This window comes from Paenisporosarcina sp. P4_B8 (assembly GCF_056402175.1).
The window spans coordinates 1-22,590 of the sequence record NZ_JBFUHX010000025.1 but is presented as its reverse complement, the minus strand read 5'-3'; the positions used below and the strand labels follow the sequence as shown (position 1 = coordinate 22,590).

The 22,590-nt window shown below is 38.5% G+C and carries 25 protein-coding genes and 3 pseudogenes; all 28 read right to left on the bottom strand.

The genetic code is table 11. The annotated features are described in order from the left end of the window. Window positions 1-1,367 precede the first annotated feature (1,367 nt). Complete coding sequence (locus tag AC1DSK_RS16195) at window positions 1,368-2,180, bottom strand: CAP domain-containing protein (RefSeq protein WP_477547617.1); 813 nt, start codon at window positions 2,178-2,180, stop codon at window positions 1,368-1,370. 162 nt (window positions 2,181-2,342) lie between these two features. Beyond that, on the bottom strand, window positions 2,343-2,600 hold the full coding sequence (locus AC1DSK_RS16190) for a hypothetical protein (protein WP_477547618.1): 258 nt from the start codon (window positions 2,598-2,600) through the stop codon (window positions 2,343-2,345). Between the two features lie 7 nt (window positions 2,601-2,607). Then, complete coding sequence (locus AC1DSK_RS16185) at window positions 2,608-3,504, bottom strand: CobW family GTP-binding protein (RefSeq protein ID WP_477547619.1); 897 nt, start codon at window positions 3,502-3,504, stop codon at window positions 2,608-2,610. Between the two features lie 56 nt (window positions 3,505-3,560). Further along, the gene (locus AC1DSK_RS16180) at window positions 3,561-5,075 is read right to left on the bottom strand and encodes a lmo1851 family serine protease (RefSeq protein ID WP_477598375.1); all 1,515 of its coding nucleotides are present in this window, start codon (window positions 5,073-5,075) and stop codon (window positions 3,561-3,563) included. 136 nt (window positions 5,076-5,211) lie between these two features. Further along, window positions 5,212-5,916: a purine-nucleoside phosphorylase gene (deoD, locus tag AC1DSK_RS16175; protein WP_477531969.1), complete on the bottom strand. Its 705-nt coding sequence runs from the start codon at window positions 5,914-5,916 to the stop codon at window positions 5,212-5,214. A gap of 69 nt (window positions 5,917-5,985) precedes the next feature. Continuing rightward, the gene (locus tag AC1DSK_RS16170; RefSeq protein WP_477547621.1) at window positions 5,986-6,756 is read right to left on the bottom strand and encodes a sporulation protein; all 771 of its coding nucleotides are present in this window, start codon (window positions 6,754-6,756) and stop codon (window positions 5,986-5,988) included. 32 nt (window positions 6,757-6,788) lie between these two features. Then, entirely contained in the window at window positions 6,789-7,019 is a 231-nt protein-coding gene (locus AC1DSK_RS16165; RefSeq protein WP_477547622.1) for a YozE family protein, read from the bottom strand. A 116-nt stretch (window positions 7,020-7,135) separates the two neighbouring features. Next, window positions 7,136-7,558 (bottom strand): peptide-methionine (R)-S-oxide reductase MsrB, encoded by a 423-nt coding sequence (msrB, locus tag AC1DSK_RS16160; RefSeq protein WP_477547623.1) that lies wholly within the window; start codon window positions 7,556-7,558, stop codon window positions 7,136-7,138. Further along, complete coding sequence (gene msrA / locus AC1DSK_RS16155; protein WP_477547624.1) at window positions 7,555-8,085, bottom strand: peptide-methionine (S)-S-oxide reductase MsrA; 531 nt, start codon at window positions 8,083-8,085, stop codon at window positions 7,555-7,557. Before msrA ends, msrB begins: the two co-directional genes overlap by 4 nt. A gap of 13 nt (window positions 8,086-8,098) precedes the next feature. Further along, window positions 8,099-8,671, bottom strand: coding sequence for a YpmS family protein (locus AC1DSK_RS16150; RefSeq protein ID WP_477547625.1), 573 nt, complete (start codon window positions 8,669-8,671; stop codon window positions 8,099-8,101). Between the two features lie 15 nt (window positions 8,672-8,686). Further along, window positions 8,687-9,502 (bottom strand): GDSL-type esterase/lipase family protein, encoded by an 816-nt coding sequence (locus AC1DSK_RS16145; RefSeq protein ID WP_477547626.1) that lies wholly within the window; start codon window positions 9,500-9,502, stop codon window positions 8,687-8,689. 55 nt (window positions 9,503-9,557) lie between these two features. Further along, entirely contained in the window at window positions 9,558-10,397 is an 840-nt protein-coding gene (locus AC1DSK_RS16140) for a DegV family protein (RefSeq protein WP_477598373.1), read from the bottom strand. A gap of 117 nt (window positions 10,398-10,514) precedes the next feature. Further along, window positions 10,515-11,249, bottom strand: coding sequence for a lysophospholipid acyltransferase family protein (locus AC1DSK_RS16135; RefSeq protein WP_477547628.1), 735 nt, complete (start codon window positions 11,247-11,249; stop codon window positions 10,515-10,517). Next, window positions 11,242-11,742, bottom strand: coding sequence for a dihydrofolate reductase (locus tag AC1DSK_RS16130; protein ID WP_477547629.1), 501 nt, complete (start codon window positions 11,740-11,742; stop codon window positions 11,242-11,244). The genes AC1DSK_RS16135 and AC1DSK_RS16130 overlap by 8 nt, the downstream gene beginning before the upstream one ends. Before the next feature lie 14 nt (window positions 11,743-11,756). Next, a complete protein-coding gene (locus tag AC1DSK_RS16125) occupies window positions 11,757-12,701 on the bottom strand; it encodes a thymidylate synthase (RefSeq protein WP_477547630.1) in 945 nt (314 codons plus the stop codon). Between the two features lie 72 nt (window positions 12,702-12,773). Beyond that, a complete protein-coding gene (locus AC1DSK_RS16120) occupies window positions 12,774-13,352 on the bottom strand; it encodes a YpjP family protein (RefSeq protein WP_477547631.1) in 579 nt (192 codons plus the stop codon). 244 nt (window positions 13,353-13,596) lie between these two features. Beyond that, complete coding sequence (locus AC1DSK_RS16115) at window positions 13,597-14,388, bottom strand: class I SAM-dependent methyltransferase (RefSeq protein WP_477547632.1); 792 nt, start codon at window positions 14,386-14,388, stop codon at window positions 13,597-13,599. Further along, window positions 14,385-14,822 carry a BrxA/BrxB family bacilliredoxin gene (locus AC1DSK_RS16110; RefSeq protein ID WP_477547633.1) on the bottom strand — a complete coding sequence of 146 codons (438 nt, stop codon included), beginning with the start codon at window positions 14,820-14,822 and terminating at the stop codon, window positions 14,385-14,387. The genes AC1DSK_RS16115 and AC1DSK_RS16110 overlap by 4 nt, the downstream gene beginning before the upstream one ends. A gap of 736 nt (window positions 14,823-15,558) precedes the next feature. Then, the gene (locus AC1DSK_RS16105) at window positions 15,559-15,831 is read right to left on the bottom strand and encodes a hypothetical protein (RefSeq protein WP_477547634.1); all 273 of its coding nucleotides are present in this window, start codon (window positions 15,829-15,831) and stop codon (window positions 15,559-15,561) included. Window positions 15,832-16,067: 236 nt separating this feature from the next. Then, window positions 16,068-17,338 (bottom strand): annotated as a pseudogene (locus tag AC1DSK_RS16100) (phage portal protein). Window positions 17,339-17,353: 15 nt separating this feature from the next. Beyond that, a complete protein-coding gene (locus AC1DSK_RS16095; RefSeq protein ID WP_477547635.1) occupies window positions 17,354-17,830 on the bottom strand; it encodes a phage terminase large subunit family protein in 477 nt (158 codons plus the stop codon). After that, window positions 17,827-18,573, bottom strand: a complete 747-nt coding sequence (locus AC1DSK_RS16090; protein ID WP_477547636.1) for a terminase large subunit domain-containing protein — start codon at window positions 18,571-18,573, stop codon at window positions 17,827-17,829. The genes AC1DSK_RS16095 and AC1DSK_RS16090 overlap by 4 nt, the downstream gene beginning before the upstream one ends. Beyond that, window positions 18,560-19,271: pseudogene (gene terS / locus AC1DSK_RS16085) on the bottom strand (phage terminase small subunit). Before terS ends, AC1DSK_RS16090 begins: the two are co-directional and overlap by 14 nt. 70 nt (window positions 19,272-19,341) lie before the next feature. Beyond that, window positions 19,342-19,704, bottom strand: a complete 363-nt coding sequence (locus tag AC1DSK_RS16080) for a DUF2513 domain-containing protein (RefSeq protein ID WP_477547637.1) — start codon at window positions 19,702-19,704, stop codon at window positions 19,342-19,344. 158 nt (window positions 19,705-19,862) lie between these two features. Further along, window positions 19,863-20,354, bottom strand: coding sequence for a DNA-binding response regulator (locus tag AC1DSK_RS16075; protein ID WP_477547638.1), 492 nt, complete (start codon window positions 20,352-20,354; stop codon window positions 19,863-19,865). 245 nt (window positions 20,355-20,599) lie between these two features. After that, window positions 20,600-20,869, bottom strand: a complete 270-nt coding sequence (locus AC1DSK_RS16070; protein WP_477598377.1) for an HNH endonuclease — start codon at window positions 20,867-20,869, stop codon at window positions 20,600-20,602. Window positions 20,870-21,404: 535 nt separating this feature from the next. Next, window positions 21,405-22,139: a hypothetical protein gene (locus tag AC1DSK_RS16065; RefSeq protein ID WP_477598370.1), complete on the bottom strand. Its 735-nt coding sequence runs from the start codon at window positions 22,137-22,139 to the stop codon at window positions 21,405-21,407. Next, window positions 22,129-22,590: pseudogene (locus AC1DSK_RS16060) on the bottom strand (hypothetical protein); the annotation flags it as partial. The gene AC1DSK_RS16065 and the pseudogene AC1DSK_RS16060, both read right to left, overlap by 11 nt.

Below are 22,590 nucleotides of genomic sequence, written 5' to 3'. Positions count from 1 at the left end.
GTCGTACCTTGACTGAATGAGAACACCATAGTCCCCATTGTTAAACCTAGTAACATTTTTTTCATTTGTTATTCCCTCCTCTGCCACCTAGTCTATCGGCTAAATCTATGAAAAAAATACCCATTCATTACCACTGTTGCCATCAGAAATGAAAAGGTACTCTCATAGTGGTTTACACGACATAAAAATTGCGTGGTCTTAGAAAAATTACCATATCTTTCATTAAATTAGCTATTGACGGGCTGATAAACAGCTTCATAAACCTTCTTTAACCTCTCTTTTTATACAGGAATGAGGCTACTTCTATCGATTCTATCAAAAGTAATATTTACTTATACAACTGTGCTTTTCCTAACACGTGGGTGAGTGAGCACTTCTGATAATCGATTCATTTTCAATCAACTTAGTTCCTTGACGATATGGGAACAATGATTGAAAAGCTTGTATCGTTTCATTCATGTCCGATCACACACTTCCTGGAACTTGCAAATGCGCAATTTGTTCTCCAATTTGCTCTTTGCGACGAGTGCAATCTTTTAGGCGACGAGTAACCGCAGGAGAAGCACTTTCGAAGCGTGAGATCCACAACTATATGATTTTCATACTTGTTGGCTCATGAGGAATGTGATGCTAGCGCAAATGTACGATATACAGCAATAAAGTTTAATAGTGCCTTTAAAAATGTAAATAGCACAAAAAAAGCCATCTCAACGAATTGAGATGGCTTTCAGCTTGTTGACGAAAGAATATTAATCAATATAAAAGTATAAAAATTCGCATTCTTATCTTTTGCACTCTATCGAAAAATATTATGGTCGGCTATTTCTTTCGCTTTCCGCGGACGAAACGCTAGCCTCCTCGGCTCAGCTGTCTATGCCAGCTGACCCTGTGGGGTCTAGCTTATTTCGTTTTTCCGCAGGAGTCTTCAGAAATAGCCGACCATCTTTCTAATGAAATAATATGAAGAGATACGCAAACAGAAGCTAAATCCGTTGATTGGAGTGGAGGCGTCTGAATACATCTGCTTCTGCGGTTACTCGTCGCAAAGATTAGGACCAAATTGCCTTTGGTCCTAATCTTTTCAGCGGGAAAAGCACGAGCTGAAGGCCCCGCAGGAAACGAAGCTAGCGAAGCGATGCAAAACGTACTTTCATGTTTCGAAGCTAGCAGAGCGATGCAGAAACAGGAGCACCGGTTTTTCTAGTGACGAGGAGACTAAAGCCGTGCCCGCGAAACGCGTCCGCCGCAAAGGAAATCAACATTTTCTTGCATACACTCTTTTTCATTAGTATACAGTTATATTCACTCTTTTTATTTTTTGTCTACAGTCTAAAAGCCATCTCAACGAATTGAGATGGCTTTGTGTATTATTTTTGAATGAATTGTTGTGTCCAGTAATTACCGTTTGCATTGTATCCAATACCAATATGAGTATAAGTACCATTCATGATATTTGCGCGATGTCCTGGTGATTCCATCCATCCTTTAACGACTTCAGCAGCCGTTCTTTGACCCATTGCGATATTTTCAGCAGCAGCCTTGTATTGAATGCCTTTAGCTTTCATTTGATCGAATGGAGATCCCATTGTTGGGCTTGTATGAGAGAAATAGTTATTCTTGCTCATATCTGCTGATTTTGCACGAGCAGTGTCCATCAAAGCAGCATCAGTAGCAAGGGGTTTTAATCCGCCTTTAGCACGCTCTTGATTCGTCAATGTAAGAACTTGTTGTTCAATTGACGAAATATTACCTGATGAAGGTGGTGTTGTTGGGGCCGTTGGTTTTGCTGGGACAGCCGGTTTTGCTGGGACAGCCGGTTTTGCTGGGACAGCTGGTTTTGCTGGGACAGCTGGTTTTGCTGGGACAGCTGGTTTTGCTGGGACAGCTGGTTTTGCTGGGATAGCTGGTTTTGCTGGGACAGCTGGTTTTGCTGGGACAGCTGGTTTTTGTGTTGGAGCTTTAAAACCTGCAGCAAATAGCTGTGCATAAAGTTGATCTATCAATTGTTTTTCCATGGCTGAGTTCGCCACCGGTTTTGCTAGAGTACGTGTTGACCAGTCAAAACTTGTATTAGTAAGACAAGTGGGTTGATTTGATGAAAATGAAGCTTCTGCGGTCGTACCTTGACTGAATGAGAACACCATAGCTCCCATTGTTAAACCTAGTAACATTTTTTTCATTTGTTATTCCCTCCTCTGCCACCTAGTCTATCGGCTAAAACTATGAAAAAAATACCCATTCATTTCCACTGTTGCCAGCAGAAATGAAAAGGTACTCTTCAAGCGGTTTACACGACATCAATATTGCGTGGTTTTAGGGAAATTACCATATCTTTCATTAAATTAGCTATTGACGGACTGATAAACAGCCTCATAAACCTTCTTTAGCCCCTCTTTTTCTACAGAGATGAGGCTACTTCTATTGATTCTATCAAAAGCAATTTGTAATTTTACATCAGCGCTTTTCCTAACACGTGGGTGGGTGAGCTCATCTAATAATTCGATTCTTATGCAGTCTGATAATTGATCCATGGTTTCAATCAACTTAGTTCCTTGACGATATGGGAACAATGATTGATAAGCTAGTATCGTTTCATTCATGACTTAATCACTCGCTTCCTGGAACTTTCAGTTGTGCAATTTGTTCACCAATGACTATAATTGCCGGCTCCATTTTCACATACTCAGGCAACCACTGCACCATTCCATACGAATATTGGAAAAGCATAGGGTTTTTCATGCCAATGATAGGAACGTAACCTTTCATGCGATATACGGAAGATGGCAATGTACGTAACCAATCTTCAAACTCTTCTTTATTAATCGATTGTTTAAAAGTAACTAGTCTTGTGGACAAGGCAAGTTCTTCACCGATACGGGCTTGATTAACATCTGTCTTTTGCACAGTGCCTTTCAATCTTTCTAACATGGCAAACGGACATTTTCCGTGAGATGTTTGAATAATTGTCGCAGAAGGATTGAAACTTTGTAATTCATATGTAATTTTCGCCTGTTGTGCATCAGACAGCAAATCCATTTTATTGGCTAACAATAAGTGCGCATGACGAATTTGCTCCAAAAAGAGAGAACGAATTTGAGGACGTAATGCTTGACGATCTAACCAAAGCAAGCTGTCAACCACTGTCACGATTCCTTTGACATTTAATTGTTTCGCAAATAATGGTGAATAGACAGCATCCAGCGCTTCAACAGGATGTGCTGCACCGGTTGTTTCAATAATCAGTACATCGAATGCTTCGCCTGCCAACAATGTTTGTAATTGAGCCTCTGTCTGTTCAGAGCCGGTACAGCAGATACATCCTTCCAACATTTCCTTCAATGGAATGTCTTCATCTACTGACTGAGAATCAAATGGAAGTTTTCCTAGTTCATTCATCAATATCGCGGGTTTTAATCCTTTTTCTTTCAACTGTCGAATCGTATCTGTTAATAATGAGGTTTTTCCGCTTCCCAAAAAACCGCTGAATAAATAAACGTCTTTCATCGTGTACGCCCTTTCTGGTGAAAAAAGCTGGCCTCAAATTGCAGGCCAGCTTTTGTTTATTTTGCTAGTTCTTCTAATACCAAATCTTTTGCTTTCAAAAGTTGTGGATCATCCTTTTTGATTTTCACACGTAAACGGTCCATTAAGGCAAACGTCGAATCACCCGTCAAGACGCCCGTTTCTTCAAGTTTTGCTTCTTTTTGAACTTGTTTTACAGCAGCTTCCGTTTGATCATCAAACAGTCCATCCACTTTTCCTGTATCAATGCCAATTGCAGTAAGCATTTCTTCTGCAGCTTTCACTTGATCAGATAAAACGCCATTTTTCATTTCGATAGACGCATCCAAATACGCAAGCTGCGTATAAGCTGGATATTCTACTTTCACGTCAGGGGCAATCCCTTTTTCGTGAATCCAATTGCCTTCAGGAGTTAACCATTTCGCAGTTGTGAATTTCATATTAGACCCGTCTTTTAATTCATTTGCTGTTTGTACCGTTCCTTTACCGAATGAATTTAAGCCTACCAATTTTGTACCGGCCGATTCACTCATTGCAGCTGCAAGAATTTCTGAAGCAGAAGCACTTCCTTCATCTATTAATAAAGAAACAGGTACTTTAACTTTCGTTTCATCCGTTGCATAGTAAATTTCTGCTTCCTTCCCTTTTTCCTGGGTCTGGAATAAAGGTTTGCCGTCATCAACAAACAAATTGGAGATATCAATAGCTGATGTCAACAAGCCACCTGGATTTTGGCGGACGTCCAGCACTAATGCTTTCATTCCCGCATCCTCCATTTCAGTTATGGCTGCAAGCAGTTCTTCATACGTATTGGTTGAGAAACTTGTAATTTGAATGTGTGCAACATTATCTTCCAATAGCTCTGCATAAACAGTTTCAATCGGAATCTCGTCACGCACAATTTCAACTTCAAGCGGTTCTTTCATTTCACCACGTTGAATAGTCAACGAAACGGATGTGCCTTTTTCTCCACGAATCAGCAATACGGCTTCGGAAGCACTCATACCATGAATGTTTTTCCCATCAACTGCAATGATTTTGTCATTTGGCAAAATCCCTGCTTTTTCTGCTGGTGAATTTTTAATTGGTGACACTACAGAGATAACTCCATTGCGTTCTTGAATTTCAGCACCGATTCCCTGGAAACTTGAAGAAATACTTTCTTCGAATTGAGCAGCCTCTTCTTGGTTCATATAATCGGAGTAAGGATCCCCCAGGGCTTCAATCATTCCATTGATTGCTCCATTGACAATAGCATCTTGGTCAATATCAGCGTAGTAGCCAGCCTTCAATTCATCATACGCCTGGTATAACTTTGTAAACTCTCTTCTTTCAGGAGCTCCGACCTCGACGACCTTTTCATCGCCAAATGTTAAAGCAAAAATCGTTAATCCTGCTGTACTCAAAATTAATGTGAAAATCAGCATGATGAAAAAGAAAGGTTTCAAGCGTATATACTTTCCTGCTGGACCATCATGTTCTACATGTTCTGGTTGTTCCGGTTGTTCAGGTTGTCCTGCTGGTTGTTCCGTATTGTTTTTCAATTCATCCAAGTCATTCACCACTTTCAAATCGAAACCATTAAAATACATGCTTCAATAGTTATGTATAGTTTATCAGTTACATCAAGTAAACGGAAAGAAAAAGGCTGTCAAAAAAATAATATGACAGCCTTTTAAAATATTCTAATTAATCTTGAATCGCAGCATCTAATGCTACTTCAATCATGTCGTTAAATGTCAATTGACGTTCTTCAGAAGATGTTACTTCCCCTGTTAACAAGTGATCACTTACTGTTAGGATTGCAAGAGCTTGACGGCCAAATTTAGCAGCTAATGTATACAGAGCAGCTGACTCCATTTCAAGTGCCAAAATTCCATATTGAGCCCATTTTTCATGCTCAGCATGCTCGTTGTAGAATACATCCTCAGTGAATACATTACCAACTTTTAGATTCAAGCCTTTTTCTTTACCAGCATTGTAAGCTTTTAATAGTAAATCGAAATCTGCTGTCGGTGCAAAGGTAACGCCGTTGAAAATGATATCGTTCATTTTGGAATCCGTTGAAGCACTTTGTGCAATGATTACATCACGGAGTTTAACGTCTTGGTGAATTGAACCACAAGTCCCTACACGAATTAATTTTTGAACATCATATTCAGCCATTAATTCTGTAACGTAAATCGAAATTGAAGGTACGCCCATTCCTGTTCCTTGTACAGAAATACGTTTCCCTTTGTAAGTTCCAGTGTATCCGAACATATTACGTACTTCATTGTACTGAACAACGTCTTCCAAAAACGTTTCTGCAATGTATTTAGCACGTAGTGGATCTCCCGGTAATAAAATCGTATCAGCGATATCGCCTTTTTTAGCATTAATATGAACACTCATCTTTGTAACCTCACTTTATAAACATTTCCGTACTATCATACTGTTTTTTGTGTCGATATGCAAACGGTGTTAAACGTAACGAGCAATTTCCTGATTTAATCGGGACTCAAGAGATGATAAATCAGTTTTTGACAAAGACATGCGGATATATGACTCATCCATATTCAGTGCTTCCGAGAACAAGCTACCCAAGCCTCGCACTTTACGATCGACTTGGATAAGTAATTCAACCTGATCCAATCCTTTTGGAATAAACGTTAGTTCAATTTCATCAAATTTTCCTCTAAATGGTCCAGATGCTGCAAAAAACTCGAATTCCTGAACGAAAGGAGTAATACCTCTGTATGCACGCGGTGCTTCTTCACAATCTACTTTACGTAATTTAAGACCTAAATTTTGAGCGGCAGTCAACCCAGCCTGAACAAAAGCATTTGGTCGGATTTCAATCATATCTTTATCACCAGGATCCACTGCATTTTTAATGTCAAGACCGGTTTGTAACCAAACTCTCGTTCTTCCCATGGTGACTGGAGTAATGAGCGGAAGATTGAATGAAAATGGGAATGCCTTTTTCTCTCCTTTTTCAATCGTGAATGGTTCGTTTAATTTGTGGGAATAAATTGCGACTGAATCTGTGTATTTATTGTCGTTCGATTCGCGTTCGTAAGTAGTATAAACTTTAATATAAATACTATCCACGTTTTGAGATATGTTTCCCCCAACCACTTCAGTAACTCCTGAGATCAATTCACCTGCAACAAAAGCAGAATCGTTCAGTTTTGTATCTACCCTTGCATTGCCCACTCCTACAGATGCTAAAACTTTATTGAAAATCGACATATACATTCCTCCTAATTAGTTTCTATACATCTTTACGATTGAGACAGGACATTTGTTTCATATAACGACCAAATTTCATCAAAAATACTTGCGCTCATATCGGAGTGCGCCAATTCTTCAATGTAACGGGAAATTTCTTCAAAATCGGAAGATTGCTTTGGGAAAGGCAAATCCTGAAACATAGCTTCCGCAAACATAGCCTTAAGATCCGATTTTGGTCCTCCTCTGAAAGTCAGGGTGTATTTATAGAATGTATGATTCATATTAACCTCCAAAGATAGTGTTCTTATATTCTATATATACAGGTTTTCAAATATAAAGTAAAAGTCTAAGCAGAAGAAAAAGCTAAACTCTTAGTTATTTGAGTTTAGCTTTTTCTTTAAAAGTGACTTAAATATTCACTGTATCCTTCTTCTTGCAACTTCTCTTTCGGAATGAATTTCAATGCCGCCGAATTAATGCAATAACGTAAACCTTCAGGACCTGGCCCATCCGGAAAAACGTGTCCTAAATGCGAATTGGCTGTTTTACTTCTTACTTCAGTCCTGGTCATGCCGTGAGAAACATCCGTATGTTCTGTTACTTCCGGACCATCGATAGGCTTAGTAAAACTTGGCCATCCGCAGCCAGCATCATATTTATCTTTTGAACTGAACAAGGGTATTCCGGAAACAATATCAACATAAATACCTTCATTAAAATGTTGATCAAATTCATTGCGATGTGGCGGCTCTGTTCCATTTTCCTGAGTTACGTGATATTGCATAGGTGTCAGTTTATTTTTTAAATCTTCTTTAGTCATTTTTGGTCACCCCACATTTTTTGTATAAATCCTGCTCTTCCGGATCCTACCTGATACCGTTCGTAATGTGTTGGATTTTTTTTATAGTAGTCCTGATGATACTGTTCTGCTGGATAAAATGCTTTCACTTCCACAATCGGTGTGACAATTGGTTGCGAGAATTTTCCGCTGTCTTGTAATTCTTGTTTGGATCTTTCAGCAATCTGTCTTTGTTCTTCACTATGGTAAAAAATTGCGGTCTCATAGGATGATCCGCGATCAAAAAATTGACCCCCAGGATCTGTAGGATCAATTTGCATCCAAAACAGTTCAATAAGTTGTTCGTAAGGAAACACATTTGAATCAAAGGTAATCTGTACAGCTTCTTTGTGTCCAGTAGAATTCGTGCATACTTGTTCGTACGTCGGATTTTCTACATCTCCACCTGTATATCCTGAAATAACTGAATGGATGCCTTCATACGAGTCAAATGGCTTCACCATGCACCAGAAACATCCACCTGCAAATGTTGCTTTTTCAATGGTCATGAGTAGACCTCCTTTAGTTACTCGGAACAAGTATCTCGAGAGTGATTTCATCTTTTTGTAGATTAAATTCTTTAGCTTTAACTTTCACATTGGATTTCATCGGAATACGGGATAGATCGATATACACATCTTCTTCATCCGGTCGTACAATCATCCATTCAGGCAAAGTTACGGAATCCTTCAGTAAGTTTAACACGTATTTTGGATCAAGCTCTAATGGACCGACTTCTACGCCTGTTTGAACCAGTCTCAAGTTGCCATTCGGCTCGACCAGCGGATCAAATTTCATGATGACGGGAAGTTTGGTTGAAAAAATAGTAAGTTCAGTAGACAGGAGTATTTGATCCTCGACACTTAGAACGACTGGCATCGGCTTTATATTTATCGCTTCAGCTATGTACGAATTAGCAATGCCTTCAAAATCTTCTTTGGTGGTCTTTAGCGTCAACACATTTCCATCGGAAGTTGCCTGTGGTTCAGGAATAATCGTTTTATCAGAAGGTGAAGTCATCCAAATAACAAAAACAACTACAGAAGTGATTATTAGTGCAATTAATAGTAAAAAAGCAACTTTCCATCCATTCATTAATATGTCAACTCCTTAAAAATCCTTTTCCCCTTTTGCTAAGTGTTTTAAACCGCAAGATTCAAGGGATTCCAGTATGCGGTCTTTCATTTGTTCATAGCCTTTACTATTTGGATGAAAAAAATCCGTATGATATACCATGTTTTCATTCGAGTTGAATAAATCGCTTACAGGTACAAAACAAGCATTTACGTCGGTGTAAGAAGTGTTAAGAATTGCTTCGTTCCAATTCATCATGATTTGATCAAACTCATTTTTTTCATTTGTCACAACCGTAAACGGATTGTATAAGCCAACCATGAGAATGGGTGAATTCGGGTTGACTTTTCTGATTTCCATGAGAATTTCCGAATAACGCTCAGAGAATTTCACTAACTCTTTCTGAAAAGCAGCAATTCGTAATTGAAATAAATCTTGCTTGACGATGCGCATGATGTCGTTTCCACCGATTGTCACAATGATTAAATCAGCTTCCTGAATGGGTTCGTTAATGTCACCAGATTTCAGTTGCTTCAATAATTGGTCACTTCGTCTTCCCCTCTTCGCTTCGTTCCTTAAGTCAACTTCACGGATTCCTTGAAAAGTTTTCATTTCAGACGCCAGGCGTCCCAAATACCCTCCCAATTTCCGTTCATCCCCTACACCTTGTGTTAAAGAATCGCCTAAACCAACTAGCATGATATCATCTGGAAAGAACGTTTCACTTATAAAGAAATCTTTCATTGCAAATGGTTGTCTTGATGAAAAATCGGGGCTGCTTATTTGGCCAAATTGACATCCTGTCAAGATGAATACGCTCACCAAGATGACAAGTATCAATCGTTTTATCATTTTCCCTCTCCCTCTCATTAGAAAAGCAGGGATCTCTCCCTGCTCGTTTCCTTCTTTATTCGACGGTGTACATAAAACCAATAGCGCCAATACCAGTATGGGTACTAACAATTGGCGTCGTATATCCTATTGAAACATCATGAAAACTGGATTCCTCAATTAATTTTTTCAATGGATCTGCCATCGCAAAGCCGTTAGCTTGGGAGATGCCCACAGCTTTCACTTTTTTACCTTTAGTGTCTTCTAAAAACTGMTTATATAAATATTGAACCACTTGTTTATGGCTTCTTGCTTTATGGATGGGAGTGTATTCTCCTCCTTCTAGCGAGGCAATTGGTTTAATTGACAACAATGAGCCAACTAATGCTTTCCCTTTGCCAATACGGCCACCTTTAACCAAATTTTCCAACGTATCAACAACAACAAAAAGATTTGTGTTCTCACGCATGATGTCCAGCTTTTTTACAATTTCCTCAACTGTCGCACCTTGTTGCGCCAATTGTGCTGCTTCTAAAACTTGAAATGATAAAGCATATGAAATAAATCGTGAGTCAATCACTGTTACGTCAGAATTGGTCATTTCAGCAGCTGCTTGTGCAGATTTAACCGTTCCACTCATACCACCAGACATGTGTATCGAAATGATTTGATCCCCATTTTTCCCTAACTCATCGTAGAGTTCCTGAAATACGCCAACTGCCGGCTGTGAACTTTTTGGCAGTTCCTTTGATGTCTTCATCATTTCCAAAAACGAATCTCCCTGGATGTCCACTCTATCAATGTATGTCTTTCCATCGATTTGTATCGTTAAGGGTACAACATGGATCGAATGCTGAGTAATTTGTTCAGTCGTTAAATCTGCTGTTGAATCGGTTACGATATGTATTTTCGCCAATCCGGTCACACCTTTCTCTTCATATAGTTATTATAAAAAAGATTTGAAGGAAATGTAAACTATTAGAGCTGTCCAATATGAGCCAGGTACTTACAAAACAGATGATTGTTATCAGCATCAAATTTTTGAGTGTTGCAACAGCTCTACTTCATTTGAAATTTTTTGTTGGACAAGATCAATCAATTCTTTTAATGACAGAGTTTGAATTGTTTCAATCGAAATAGGCGCTATAACGCGAATGTTTACATGGGCAGGTCTTATTTTAGTATTGTTCTTTTCCATAATTTCTGACGTACCTGTAATGGCAATCGGTACAATCGTGACATGAGCTTCTTTTGCGATTCTGGCAAAACCAGACTTGAATTCCCGAACTGGTTTTCCTTTACTACGGGTACCTTCAGGGAAAATAATCATGGAATGCCCATTTTTCAATGTTTCGATCATATCCTTAATTGACTGCATGGCACTTCTTCGATTAGTACGGTCAATGAACACGCAATTCATTGCTTCCATCCAGTCTCTAATAATCGGCAGTTTCTTCACTTCTATTTTTGACATGAAAGCAAATGGCTTCGGAATATGGGCAATGAGCGATGGAATATCGAAATTGCCTTCATGATTACTGACAAAGAGGACCGGACCTTCTGGTATGAACTCCAACCCTTTTACATCGAAGGTGCTTTTCGTCCGCTTTAAAATACCGTCAGCCCATTTCTTAGGCTGACGGTGTACAAGTACATCATAATCTTCTGTTGACAAAAGATGGCGTTGATTTTGCACTTTACGTAAATCTTTCAAACTAAAGGGCAAATAACCAAATAAAAATGAAAAAGTCCGTACAGAATTAAACAAGCTCCTGCACCCTGTTTTTCTTTTTATAAATCATGTATTGGTAATGTAACCCGCTATCTGTTGTAATGGTTTCTGAAGTGGAAGCAACATCCCAGCCGTCTTCATAAGGTGGGAAAAACGTATCTCCTTCAAACTCATTCTGAATAAGCGTGACATAAATCAAGTCTGTATATGGTAGGACTTCCTTAAAAATTTGCTCCCCACCAATGACCATGACTTCTTCATGATGCTTTCTTGCAATCTCAATCGCTTCTTCAATCGAATGGACAACGGTTACTCCTTCAGGATTATAAGAAGTATTCCGTGTAATCACTATGTTCAAACGGCCAGGCAAAGGACGTCCAATGGATTCAAACGTATTGCGTCCCATCACAATGGCCTTCCCCATCGTTTTTTCCTTAAAATAAGCCAGTTCATTTGGAATATGCCATGGCATTTTATTGTTCTTGCCAATTACGCGATTCATATCATGTGCAACGATTAATGAAATCATAAAACGCCTTCTCTCTACACCGCAATCGGTGCTTTAATTCGTGGATGTGGATTGTATCCTTCTACTGAAATATCCGAGGTTTCCAAATCAAATATGGACGTCTTATCACTTGAAATCGACAATGTGGGCAAATCACGAGGCTCCCTCGCAAGTTGTTCATTCACTTGATCCATATGATTTGAATAAATGTGCGCGTCACCTAGTGTATGGACAAATTCGCCGACTTCCAGATTGCATTCCCTTGCAATCAAATGGGTCAATAAAGCGTAAGAAGCAATGTTAAAAGGTACACCCAAGAACACATCAGCACTGCGCTGATACAATTGACATGACAGCTTGTTGTCGGCAACATAAAACTGGAAAAATGTATGACACGGAGGCAAGGCCATTTGATCTACTTCAGATGGATTCCATGCAGTGACAATATGTCGTCTCGAATTTGGATTGTTTTTTAGTGACATGATGAGATTCTTCAACTGATCAATTGATGTGCCATCAGCAGATGGCCAGGAACGCCATTGACGGCCATACACAGGACCAAGGTCCCCATAGTTTTTCGCAAAATCATCATCGGACAGAATTTTCTCTCTAAAAACGGCCATTTGTTCATCCACAATTTTCTGAAATGCTTCATCATGTGCTGCACGCAAACCAAAGTCCGTCATATCCGGACCATTATAGTCTTCGCTATTTACCCATTTTTCAAAAGCCCATTCATCCCAAATATGGTTGTTTTCAGCGATTAACGTTTTTACATTGGTATCCCCTTTTAAAAACCAAAGCAATTCAGAAACAATCAATCTCATTGCTGTCCGTTTTGTTGTCATTAAAGGAAATCCTTTCGTTAAATCGAAACGCATTTGATAGCCGAAAATACTTTTTGTGCCGGTTCCCGTACGGTCATCTTTTACTGCACCATTAGCCAAAATTGTTTTACAAAGTTGCAAATACTGATCCATATATATAACCTCCAGAAATTTAGATGTGAAAAAACCTTTTTCAGCGCCATGCATTGAAAAAGGTCTTATGCATTATGATAACCACTTAGGTGGCATGTTTTTCGACCAATAAATATCACCTAACATGTAGTGTTTGGCGAATTCATCTGACGATGTATGGTAATGAAAATTAAAAAAATAACCGTCTTGAGGTCGGTTCTCCGTTCTTACATGGAATCGGATTAAATCGGATTTCGTTGTTGTATCAAAAATGTGGAAAATCTTTTCACTGTGATCCCCGGATGGGTTTTCACTGATTGCCAATGAGTTGAGTGTTTTATTGTCCATTGCAAATAAAGTCATTTCAATCGCTTCTTGAATTTTCGGGAAGATGACTTCGTCAAATTCATTGGTGATAACGGGACCAATACGTGAGCCGAACTTAACTAATGATTGCTCTTTTGCTTGAACAATGGCATCTTCAAGAAAAGTAGATGGTGCTTGTTCAGACCATTCCACTGCATATGTAGGTTGCGTATTGGGGGAAGAAATCGATTTTTGGTTCGCTTTTTCATCCAGTAAGTTTTCCCAAATTACATGGTTAGGCGATATTACACCAAATGTCAGAAGTGCAACTGCAATTACTAACGTTTTCTGAATCCAATTTTTCATCCATTATCACCTTCAAGTTTGTACAATTTTTAAAAAGATTCTATAAGTTATACGAATTGAAGCACGAAAAGGTTTCATCTTTCTATAATTCATTGTACAATAAAAATGTAGAAATCGCTTCGTTTTTTAAGTAGGAGGAATTATTATGGACATGCATACAGTGATTGGAATTGGAATGTTACTTTTGCTTGCGTACTTGACTTCTTTAAACTTTACAGACTGAACATGAAAAGCTGCAACTCATTCATTGAGTTGCAGCTTTTTCTATGAATCCATAATGAAATTTTGTATTTGGCCGTTTGATTTGTTCAAAACCAAACTGTTCGAACCAAGGTGAGCCAAAATGCGCCTTTAAAACAACTCGCTTTTTAGCAACGCGTTTTGCTTCCTCTACCCATTCTTCGTTTAAAGCATCCTGAATCCCCAATGCCCGCAACGGACTTATATTTACTGACTCCGTAATCGAAGTTTCAAACATAGGGTCCATATAAATGACATCAACAGATTTGTCTGCTAGCTGCTTCAAATAAGTAACAGCATCAGAAGAAATCACTTGAATGCGATTCATGAGGCTTTGATATTCCGTATGATCAGTTCGCCCTCCATGAAAAGCTTCTTTTAAAATAAACGCAAGCACAGGATTAGCTTCGCAGCCATGAATGGTGCCAGTCTCCCCTACTGCATATGCGGCCAACAAACTATCTGATGCATAACCAAGTGTACAATCCAGGAAAGAATCCCCGATTTGCAGTTGACATACATCCAACAAAGGATCATGTTCTCCTCTAGCCACTCGTTTCAATCGGAACATTGCGGAGCTTGGATGATAAAAGAACGGTTCAGTTGAGTTTAACGCATGATACTCCCAGCGACTTTTAGCCGCCACGAGCACATTACTTTGATAATGTTGCTGTAATTGAGTGACGGTTCTTTTCTGACGGTCAATATAAGACAATCCCAGCTTCGCCGATGCATTTTTCGCGAACTGTATCGTCAAATCGGTTGGCCTGCCGGCAGTAGTTACAATCGCTTTCACGCAGATGTAACTTGGTTCAATACTTGAACTAAATGATCTTTGATTTGCTCCATCGGAAACCCTTCAATTTGTTCACGCGGAATGAAGTATGCTAATTGACCATCTTTCACAACTGCAATTGAAGGGGAACTTGGTGGCACTTCTTCAAAGTAAGCGCGCATTTGATAAGTTGCTTCCTGGTCCTGACCTGCAAAAACAGTTACCAAATGTTCAGGTTTGTTTTCCACTTCTGCTAATGCTTCAGAAACTGCAGGTCTTGCCAATCCAGCTGCACAACCACAAACCGAATTAATTACGACTAAAGATGTTCCTTTAGCCTTCGCCATATGTTCATTCACCATTTCTGCAGTCGTCAATTCCTTGAAGCCAACATTTACTAGTTCTGCTCTCATTGGTTTAACTACTTCTTTCATGTACTCATCGTATGCATTCATGTTTTTGCCTTCTTTCTTTAACTATCATTTTACTTTATATATAAGGGTTATCTTCATATATAATAACTTGTCTTTCATTCTTTTTCACTTAATCGCGTAATTTTTGTTATTTTATTGTTATTTTTTCTTGGGAAAAAGTTCTGGATAAATAGTGAGATTTATTATTAAACTGAAATTTTTTCAAACAACTTCTGTAAGATTTCTTTGGATAAACGTTGAAGAATCTCTAAATAAAAGAAAATACTCCATCATGGCAATCCTATCGTAATTCAACTAAAGTACACATTAGTTGAAAACAGGAAGAAATGAGACCAACCAAAAAACGCCTCTTATGGGAGGGGCTTCAAGAAAAAAATACAGTTATGTTAAGAAATTAAGTTTATCCGACTCTTTATTGTTTTATGATAATTCTTTGTGCAATAAGGGCAAACAATCGATGATGAATGTGGCGTAGCAGGATGAATTTCATTTAATACAGTATCCTCAAAACAATGAAATAGAGATGATTCCGACAAGAACGCTTTTTCTAGGGAATCAAAGTGAAAGTATTCAAAATAGTGGGCTACTGTAAAATAGGAATGATTTAGAAGTCTCCGTTGTAAATCAGTATCTGATCGACCAACGTAGACCGGGACAAGATTACTACCTTTTTTTACATAAAGAATATATGTCCCTTTTATTCCCATTGGTATTAATGCTCTAATTAACCAAGGCGACAGTTTATATAATCGACTCTTCATGACGCCACTACTCTATAAGCTGCCTTCGCTTTACTAATTTTTGTTCTTAACGCGTTAATGTCAACATTATGATCCGCTGACATGTCTTCCGCTGTTTTACCGCTTGCAAGGCTTATCAATAATTCTTTATATAGTTTATGAATAGTTGATCTTTCTATTTCATCCCATACTTCAATCAAAGTATGAAAATAGTGATCATTCACTTTTACTTCTAAATTTGTAGGGGAGTCGACAGCAGCTAAATGTCCAACCTTTGTTGTGACTTTCATTCTATGACGAATGCTCCGTCAGCAAGTCGCTGATCAGGTTCATTTCCTTCTGGTACCTGTTTTATTTGTTCAATTCTGTAAAGCTTAGTTCACCCTTTTTCTCTTACTTCCGGAACATCTCGGAAACTTGAAACAAAATGGTCTTAAGTCGTCTTGCAAAAACCTTCTCAAGATCACTTTCTGCTTTGGCCATTGCCTAATCCAATAATTCCTCAATTTCCACCTGTTCATCGTCTTTACCACGGTAGCCTCTGCCCGAATCTCAACTCATCCTGATCCATTTCATCGAGTTCGTAATCGACATCATCGACAAAGGTTAGAAGAGAGAGCCTTGTTCGTTCACTTACATTTCCTTTGAGTGTCAATGATGCTTGGGCTTCATCAAGAATATTCACTGGTAAGTTGCGTTTGAATTGAAAGTATATCTTCAGATAGTCTTCTTTGTTGATACCCTTTCGCATAGCCAAGGCACTAAACAGGACCTTAAATTGATAGCGCAGCGAGGAAACGAATTTTCGCTCCATCGTTATGCATTTGTTCTCAAGTGTCATCACTTTGTACTTCATGGTCACTCCTGAAACGTTGCCAGCGAATGATTCATCAGCAAAGTTGACTGATTTGGCGAATCGCAGGATGTTTTGTTCCAGCCGATCCATGTGATTCTCAATCATTTGATCATTAATATCTTTCGTCAGGTATTTGACATCATCTTCTTTCTCAAATAGCTCAAATACCACTGTTTTCTTCAGTTTCTGAAGCGTTTCATCATCGGCTCCTAATCCTTTTAGAATCAAATAGGCTAATCTGTATTGTTCAATCTCATTTGAGGCATCTGATAGTGTACGGTCATAGGCATCAATAAGAGCCAGGACCTTTTCAGCGTCACCTTTCATCTCCAATTTGTTCGCCACACCAAATAACGGATTAAATTCGAACATGTGAAGTTTGGGCTCCAATTCTAGGAATGTTTTGCCCTTCTCTTGCTTGAAGAAGTAGATTAATGCATCGTCATAAGACTCGGCGTATGTGTCTTCTCCAATTGAGTAATAACGCAGGGAATAACCCGGTTCGTGTATATCATCACCAATGAACACAACTTCCCACGGATTAATATTTTTAATGCGCTCATGACCTTCCGGCTATCCTACGTTATTTCGAAGAATGAACGTTTCTATTTCCTGTTTAAGAGTTTCATTCTCAACATCTAGGTTGTAACTGATTGGATGGCCAAACAAATAGCCTACCTTTGTATCAACGATGTCTGCATCGAATGAGTTGTTAAGTAGATTATTGACTTTATCATCTACCCGCCGGACATTCCCACCGGTTTCAAAATCCTCGTATTCAATTGTTTTACGAGCAAAAATTTCTGGTCATCTGGTTCAGCCTTGTATCGCTGATAAAGCTTGAACATACGCTCTATATCCTTCTGGTGAACCTCAATGATGTCCTGGACTATATCAGGAGATATCCCGTCATCATCAATTAGCTTCTTGAAATACAGCATATACTTCACCTACCTCTACCTGTTTTTCCCTCGGAGAATATTGCGCTTGTAATGCGTATAAATTGCATAGCACAATGCATCCAGCACATCGTCAAACTGTTTTACTGGTTCACCTGTTGTCGCATGCCATACATATTTGTAGATTTCTTGTCGGAACCGCGGACACTCGGTATACAAGACATAGAATTTGTTCTGCTTAATTAAGCGAGCAACTTCTTCTATCCCACTTAATACTGACTTGTCCGCATGAATGGCGCGTAATCTTTCAACACGGAATCTCTTAATATACTCCGGCCGAGCTGTATCGCAATAAAAATTGATATTGCCGTAACGTCCTTTAATCCCTTTTGCTATCTCCACCCAGTAGTCAATCTCTTCGAATTGGGCAGCATACTCTTCTATCAAAAAGACATCGCCTTGATCATCCTCTGCAATAACGACTATGGCACCAAAATGCTGGTAACCCCAGTCGACGGCAGCAAAAAAACTCACCAGTTCTTCTTGGAGAGTTTCTCTTTTGTAATGCTATGAACTTCTTTATTGAAGTCGCTGTATACGACTCCATCCCTACTTACCCAGAGAGCTTTAATGTTCCTATCAAAGAACATGCCCGAGGGTGTGGAGTTTTTCATGTTGTTCTTATACCGATCTGATAAGAATGTATTGTCGTCCAAGCTAAATGAATAGGACAAGATTTGCTTATCCGGATTAAGAGTATAATCTTTCAATAACCAATGTTCTGGATGATCTGGATTGGTATCAGCAAAAACACGCGCACCTTCACCACTGCATCGGGACTTAATCTCGTCAAATACTGCCTCGTTAGCAAGCGAAGCTTCATACACATAAGCTCCATTTGCCGTCATGCCTCGTATTTTATCCAAATGAGCGATAGTGGAATGGCCGGCCTGAATCACATAAACCCCAAATAGCGTGAAATTGTTATGTTTATCAAATTTGAAGGTTATCCCATACTTGTTGGTTAACTCGTTAAGGATGTTGTTTTGTATCGTCCCAAGAGTTGCGCCAGATAATATGTACATAGGTTTGTCTATTTTCATTTTATCGGCGATTTGACGAACTCGAATCAACTCTTGCAAAAAGAGATCGTTATTCAGGACCGTCTTCCCTGAACGTTTTGCTCCATGATTGATCAGCATGAACCAATCATCATTTACGCAGCGACTGTAAATATCTTGTTGTTTCTTGGTGTAGATCGCATCAAGGTTCTGCATTCTTAAATGCACCACCCAATGCTGTAAAGTAGTCTTTCAGTTTATCTTCAGTGCTTGTATCTTTGGTGTTGTCACGTTTCAACTTACTAACTTGTTCAGCCATTAATTCAAGGCGTAATCTTCTTTCATCTTTATCGTGGGCCATGTCATTAAACTGTTTTATCAGGCTACGGAGTTCCGACATCGCCCTTGATTGAGCATTAAGAAAAGTGGCTTGACGATCCCAAGTGAACTGGAATTCCCATTCTTCTTCAGTGGTTTCGTAGTTTTCACCGACATCCGATTTCGTCTTTTTCAGCTCTTTGATCAGTTCATCTTTGGATTCTACGAACATAATCTGTTGCGCCCGGATGATGGCCGCATATTGAATCTGTATTTGGTCAAATATCAAATCAGCAAACGATCGCTCTTGCATAACTTCCATAATTTCGAGCGTTTCAGACGGGAGGAACTTCGCAAAGAGGCCGTGTGTGGAAGCATTTTGGTTGCGTAGTGGTGCGCCGCCGTTATTCCCCTTTGCATTAATATTCCCTTTTGGGGCACCCCGTTTCTTTGTGTGCACCCCTTTCGCGATTCCAGTCATAGCGTCTCTTCCATGACTTCACCGTATTGATGGACACGTGATATTTCTCTGCAATGTCCTTGTACTTCATTCCTCTTACATAGTCTTTCTCGGCCAGCACGTTTTTCTCTGCCATTTACATCACCGCCGCCTCCTTTGGTGTTTGAGTTGTTTTGGAGCAAAAGAAAAAGCACCACGAAGGATGCTTAACTTAAACCAAAAACACTTTTAATTTGCATAGTTGCATACTCTTTTATTATAACTAATGGAACAGAACCGAGTTCCAGCCCTTTGTTCTTAATACCTTCTTTGGTCTTATCCCAAATGGTATCGTTTTTTATTGAATCTAAAAACTCATGCCCCTCCCACGTTAAAGAAGCGTAAATCCAAAATGGACTGTTATCTGCCCATTGCGTTTTGTTATTAATGTAACCCGCTTGATCCATTATTTTGAGATGGTATGCCACATTTTTGCTATCCCACTCAACAGGAATATTAAGTTCTGAATTACCGACGTTACTTTCAATAATAAGCAACAATTCTCTGACTAAGTTTAAATCTCTCTTCACCTTTTCCACCTCCCAATGACAATATTCGACCTGGAAGATGCAAACCCTTCAATATACCGAAGGTTATTCTAAAATCTTCTACTCGTAGCCAGGCGTATTGGTAAACATACCTGCCGCGCCGTCCTTCCTCCAATGTTACACGATAGAAAAAGAAGCTGTCATTTCTGCGACGAATGTGACATATCCGACATTTGCGACATTCTTCTGATGATCGATTCCCTGATGCGACCGATGTGACGATCTGATAATGTCATGTGACTGCCGATCCAGCGCATGCTTTTTCCTTCCAGTAGCCAGTGTAGCACTTCCACTTCCCTATCCACATGAATTGATTGAATCCGGTCCTGGACTGCTTTTATCTTTCCTTCGTACTCATTGATTTTCTTCCAGCGTTTGTCGCGTCTTTCCACTTCACGATAGATTGGGTCGCTGTTCAGTCCACTAGCTTTCGGCATGGCTGCCTGGAGCCCGTATTGAGTATTCAAACCTTGTCCAATGTCATTCATCCCTTCACGTATGATCTTCACGCTATTAATCATCCAGTGATAATCCTTCAGCAGCTGGTCCATTTGTTTTTCAATCATTGCTGGTACCCCCCTATTGCTGTTTAATTTTGCCATTAATTTTCCGATACGTCGGCCGGTAAACACCCATCAAAGTCTTCCATTCTCTTTCGCTAAACGTTTAGTTTGATTTCGTGCTCCCCTTTGTATTTAAAGAACTCTTTGTGCAGAATTCAATCCGTGTAAGCCCTTTTTTGACAAGTTGATTTTGCAACGTTTTCATTTCTCCACCTCCCTATGAATGAAATAAAAAAGAGGACACCAAAACAGCGTAATGCTGTTAGGTATCCTCCAGTTGACTGGCGGGACAAATATCAAATTTAAAATAATACTTACGTATACAATGCAATTACATCTTCCATTGATATTACTATACCGCAGTTCTTCAATTGCTTTTTCTTTTTGGCTGTAAACAAGACTTTTAATATCTCAATTTTGGTTTTTATGTCAGACAGATGTATAGCTCTATGACAATTAGGACATAGCGAGACTATATTAGGAGTTATATCGAGTGAATAGTCAAAGTTCTTCTGCGCACCAAGTGGAATTAAATGGTGTGCTTCCATGTATGGATTTTGATGCTTTTTAGATGTAAAAGTTATATGAGAAATGTCATATGTACATTTAAACCCTGAGAGTATGATGGCTGACTTGGCCTTAATAGGTCCCTTTTATGACCAGATCTCTTTTTCTCGGTCCCAATAACTATCGGCTGAGGTGATGTGTCTTCAATAATAGTTGTTACAGTTTGTTCTTCAACACTCTCCTGGAACCCCATTTCATCATTGATAGAAATGTTGTTATTGTCAGAGAAACTTAAAGATTTATTAGACATAAATTCAATTGCTAACTCAACCGAACCAAACTCGTTAGAAACTTTTTCAATTCTATTCAATGCTACGGGCTGAAAACCTTGTGGTCCCTTGGGATAGCTAAAAATGGAATTAAAAATGTCAGATCTAATGGCAGGTTTACTAGCGGTAGATCATAGGTAACTATTAACTAATTTTACGTAAATCGATTATATCAATAATCAGATCCAATAATTTTTAGAAATAGCAAAGAGAACACCTAAACAGCGTAAAGCTGTCTGATGTCCTCGAGTGTCTCTGACGGGTTTTTCTTTCCATTAGAGAGCTATGAAGTAGTTGAAGTTGATAAAATGAATTTTAAGTCCGCACTTAACATTAAACTATCATTCAGTTTTGAAATATCTTTATCTACTTGATTAATTAATCTCGAATMATCTAAATTAAAATGTATCTTTTTTCTTTCATATTCCTCTCTTAATAAATTAAACGGAATCTTTTTGTCACTATCGGATCTTGCTAATATTGCGGACGAAGAATGCGGTGCTTTAATCAATTTATTCTTTTCAAAGACAATGAAGAAATATCTTTCTATTGGAAAATAATTAAAAGATAACATTGCATTAAAAATATTTAAATCAATATGACTCGAAATTAACTGCTCCCTGGCATCAGCAAAATTTGCTTCTTTAAATGTTTTTTTCACTTCACCACATACTAAATAAATTTTGTTATTCTCATTATCAAAGATAAGGAGAGTAATATCAGCCTTTCGACTTTTAGCGTCTTGTCCTTTAAGAAGAGCAAAACAACTTTCTTCTTTTTTTGCGTTTTCTTTACCATATCTAAATATTTTATATTTTTCTAAACTTAAATCCATTCCTAATATTTGAGAAACATTTACAGAGATGTCTTGAGTGTCACCTGGGTTCTCAGCATAATTTTCATAAATAATGTAATCCCCCGAATTATGGTCAACAAAATAAAATGAATCTTTTCTTAAGTTTTCGCTGATTCTTTTAAAAGTAATAAAATCAAATGATAAACTCATATTATTCTTCACTCAAAACATCGTTTAAATTTTCTACTTCCCATTGTAAATCAGTTGAAAGATCAACAAAATCATTAATTTGTTTTACGAAACTATCATATTCAATTCCAAAAACATTTCTAGGAAGTTTTTCAGCGAACCCATCAATCAAAAAATAAGAAACAATTTCATCAGTTTTACTCTTATCAATATTTGTTAAGACGTCTATCATTCCTAATTTATCTAAGTATGTTTTTTGAATTTCACTATCGAGACTTGCTAACATGATCAAATTATTAATAGCATCCACAACGAAGTTACTATGCGTTGTAATCCAAATCTTGCCTTCTTTTTTTTGATGAAGTGATACTAAAATATAGGCTAGTAAAACTGAGTTTTTAATAGACAAATGTGCTTCAGGTTCTTCAATCACAATATTTGGATTATCTCTTCTTCCAATTAATATTCGTAAAAAAGAATATTC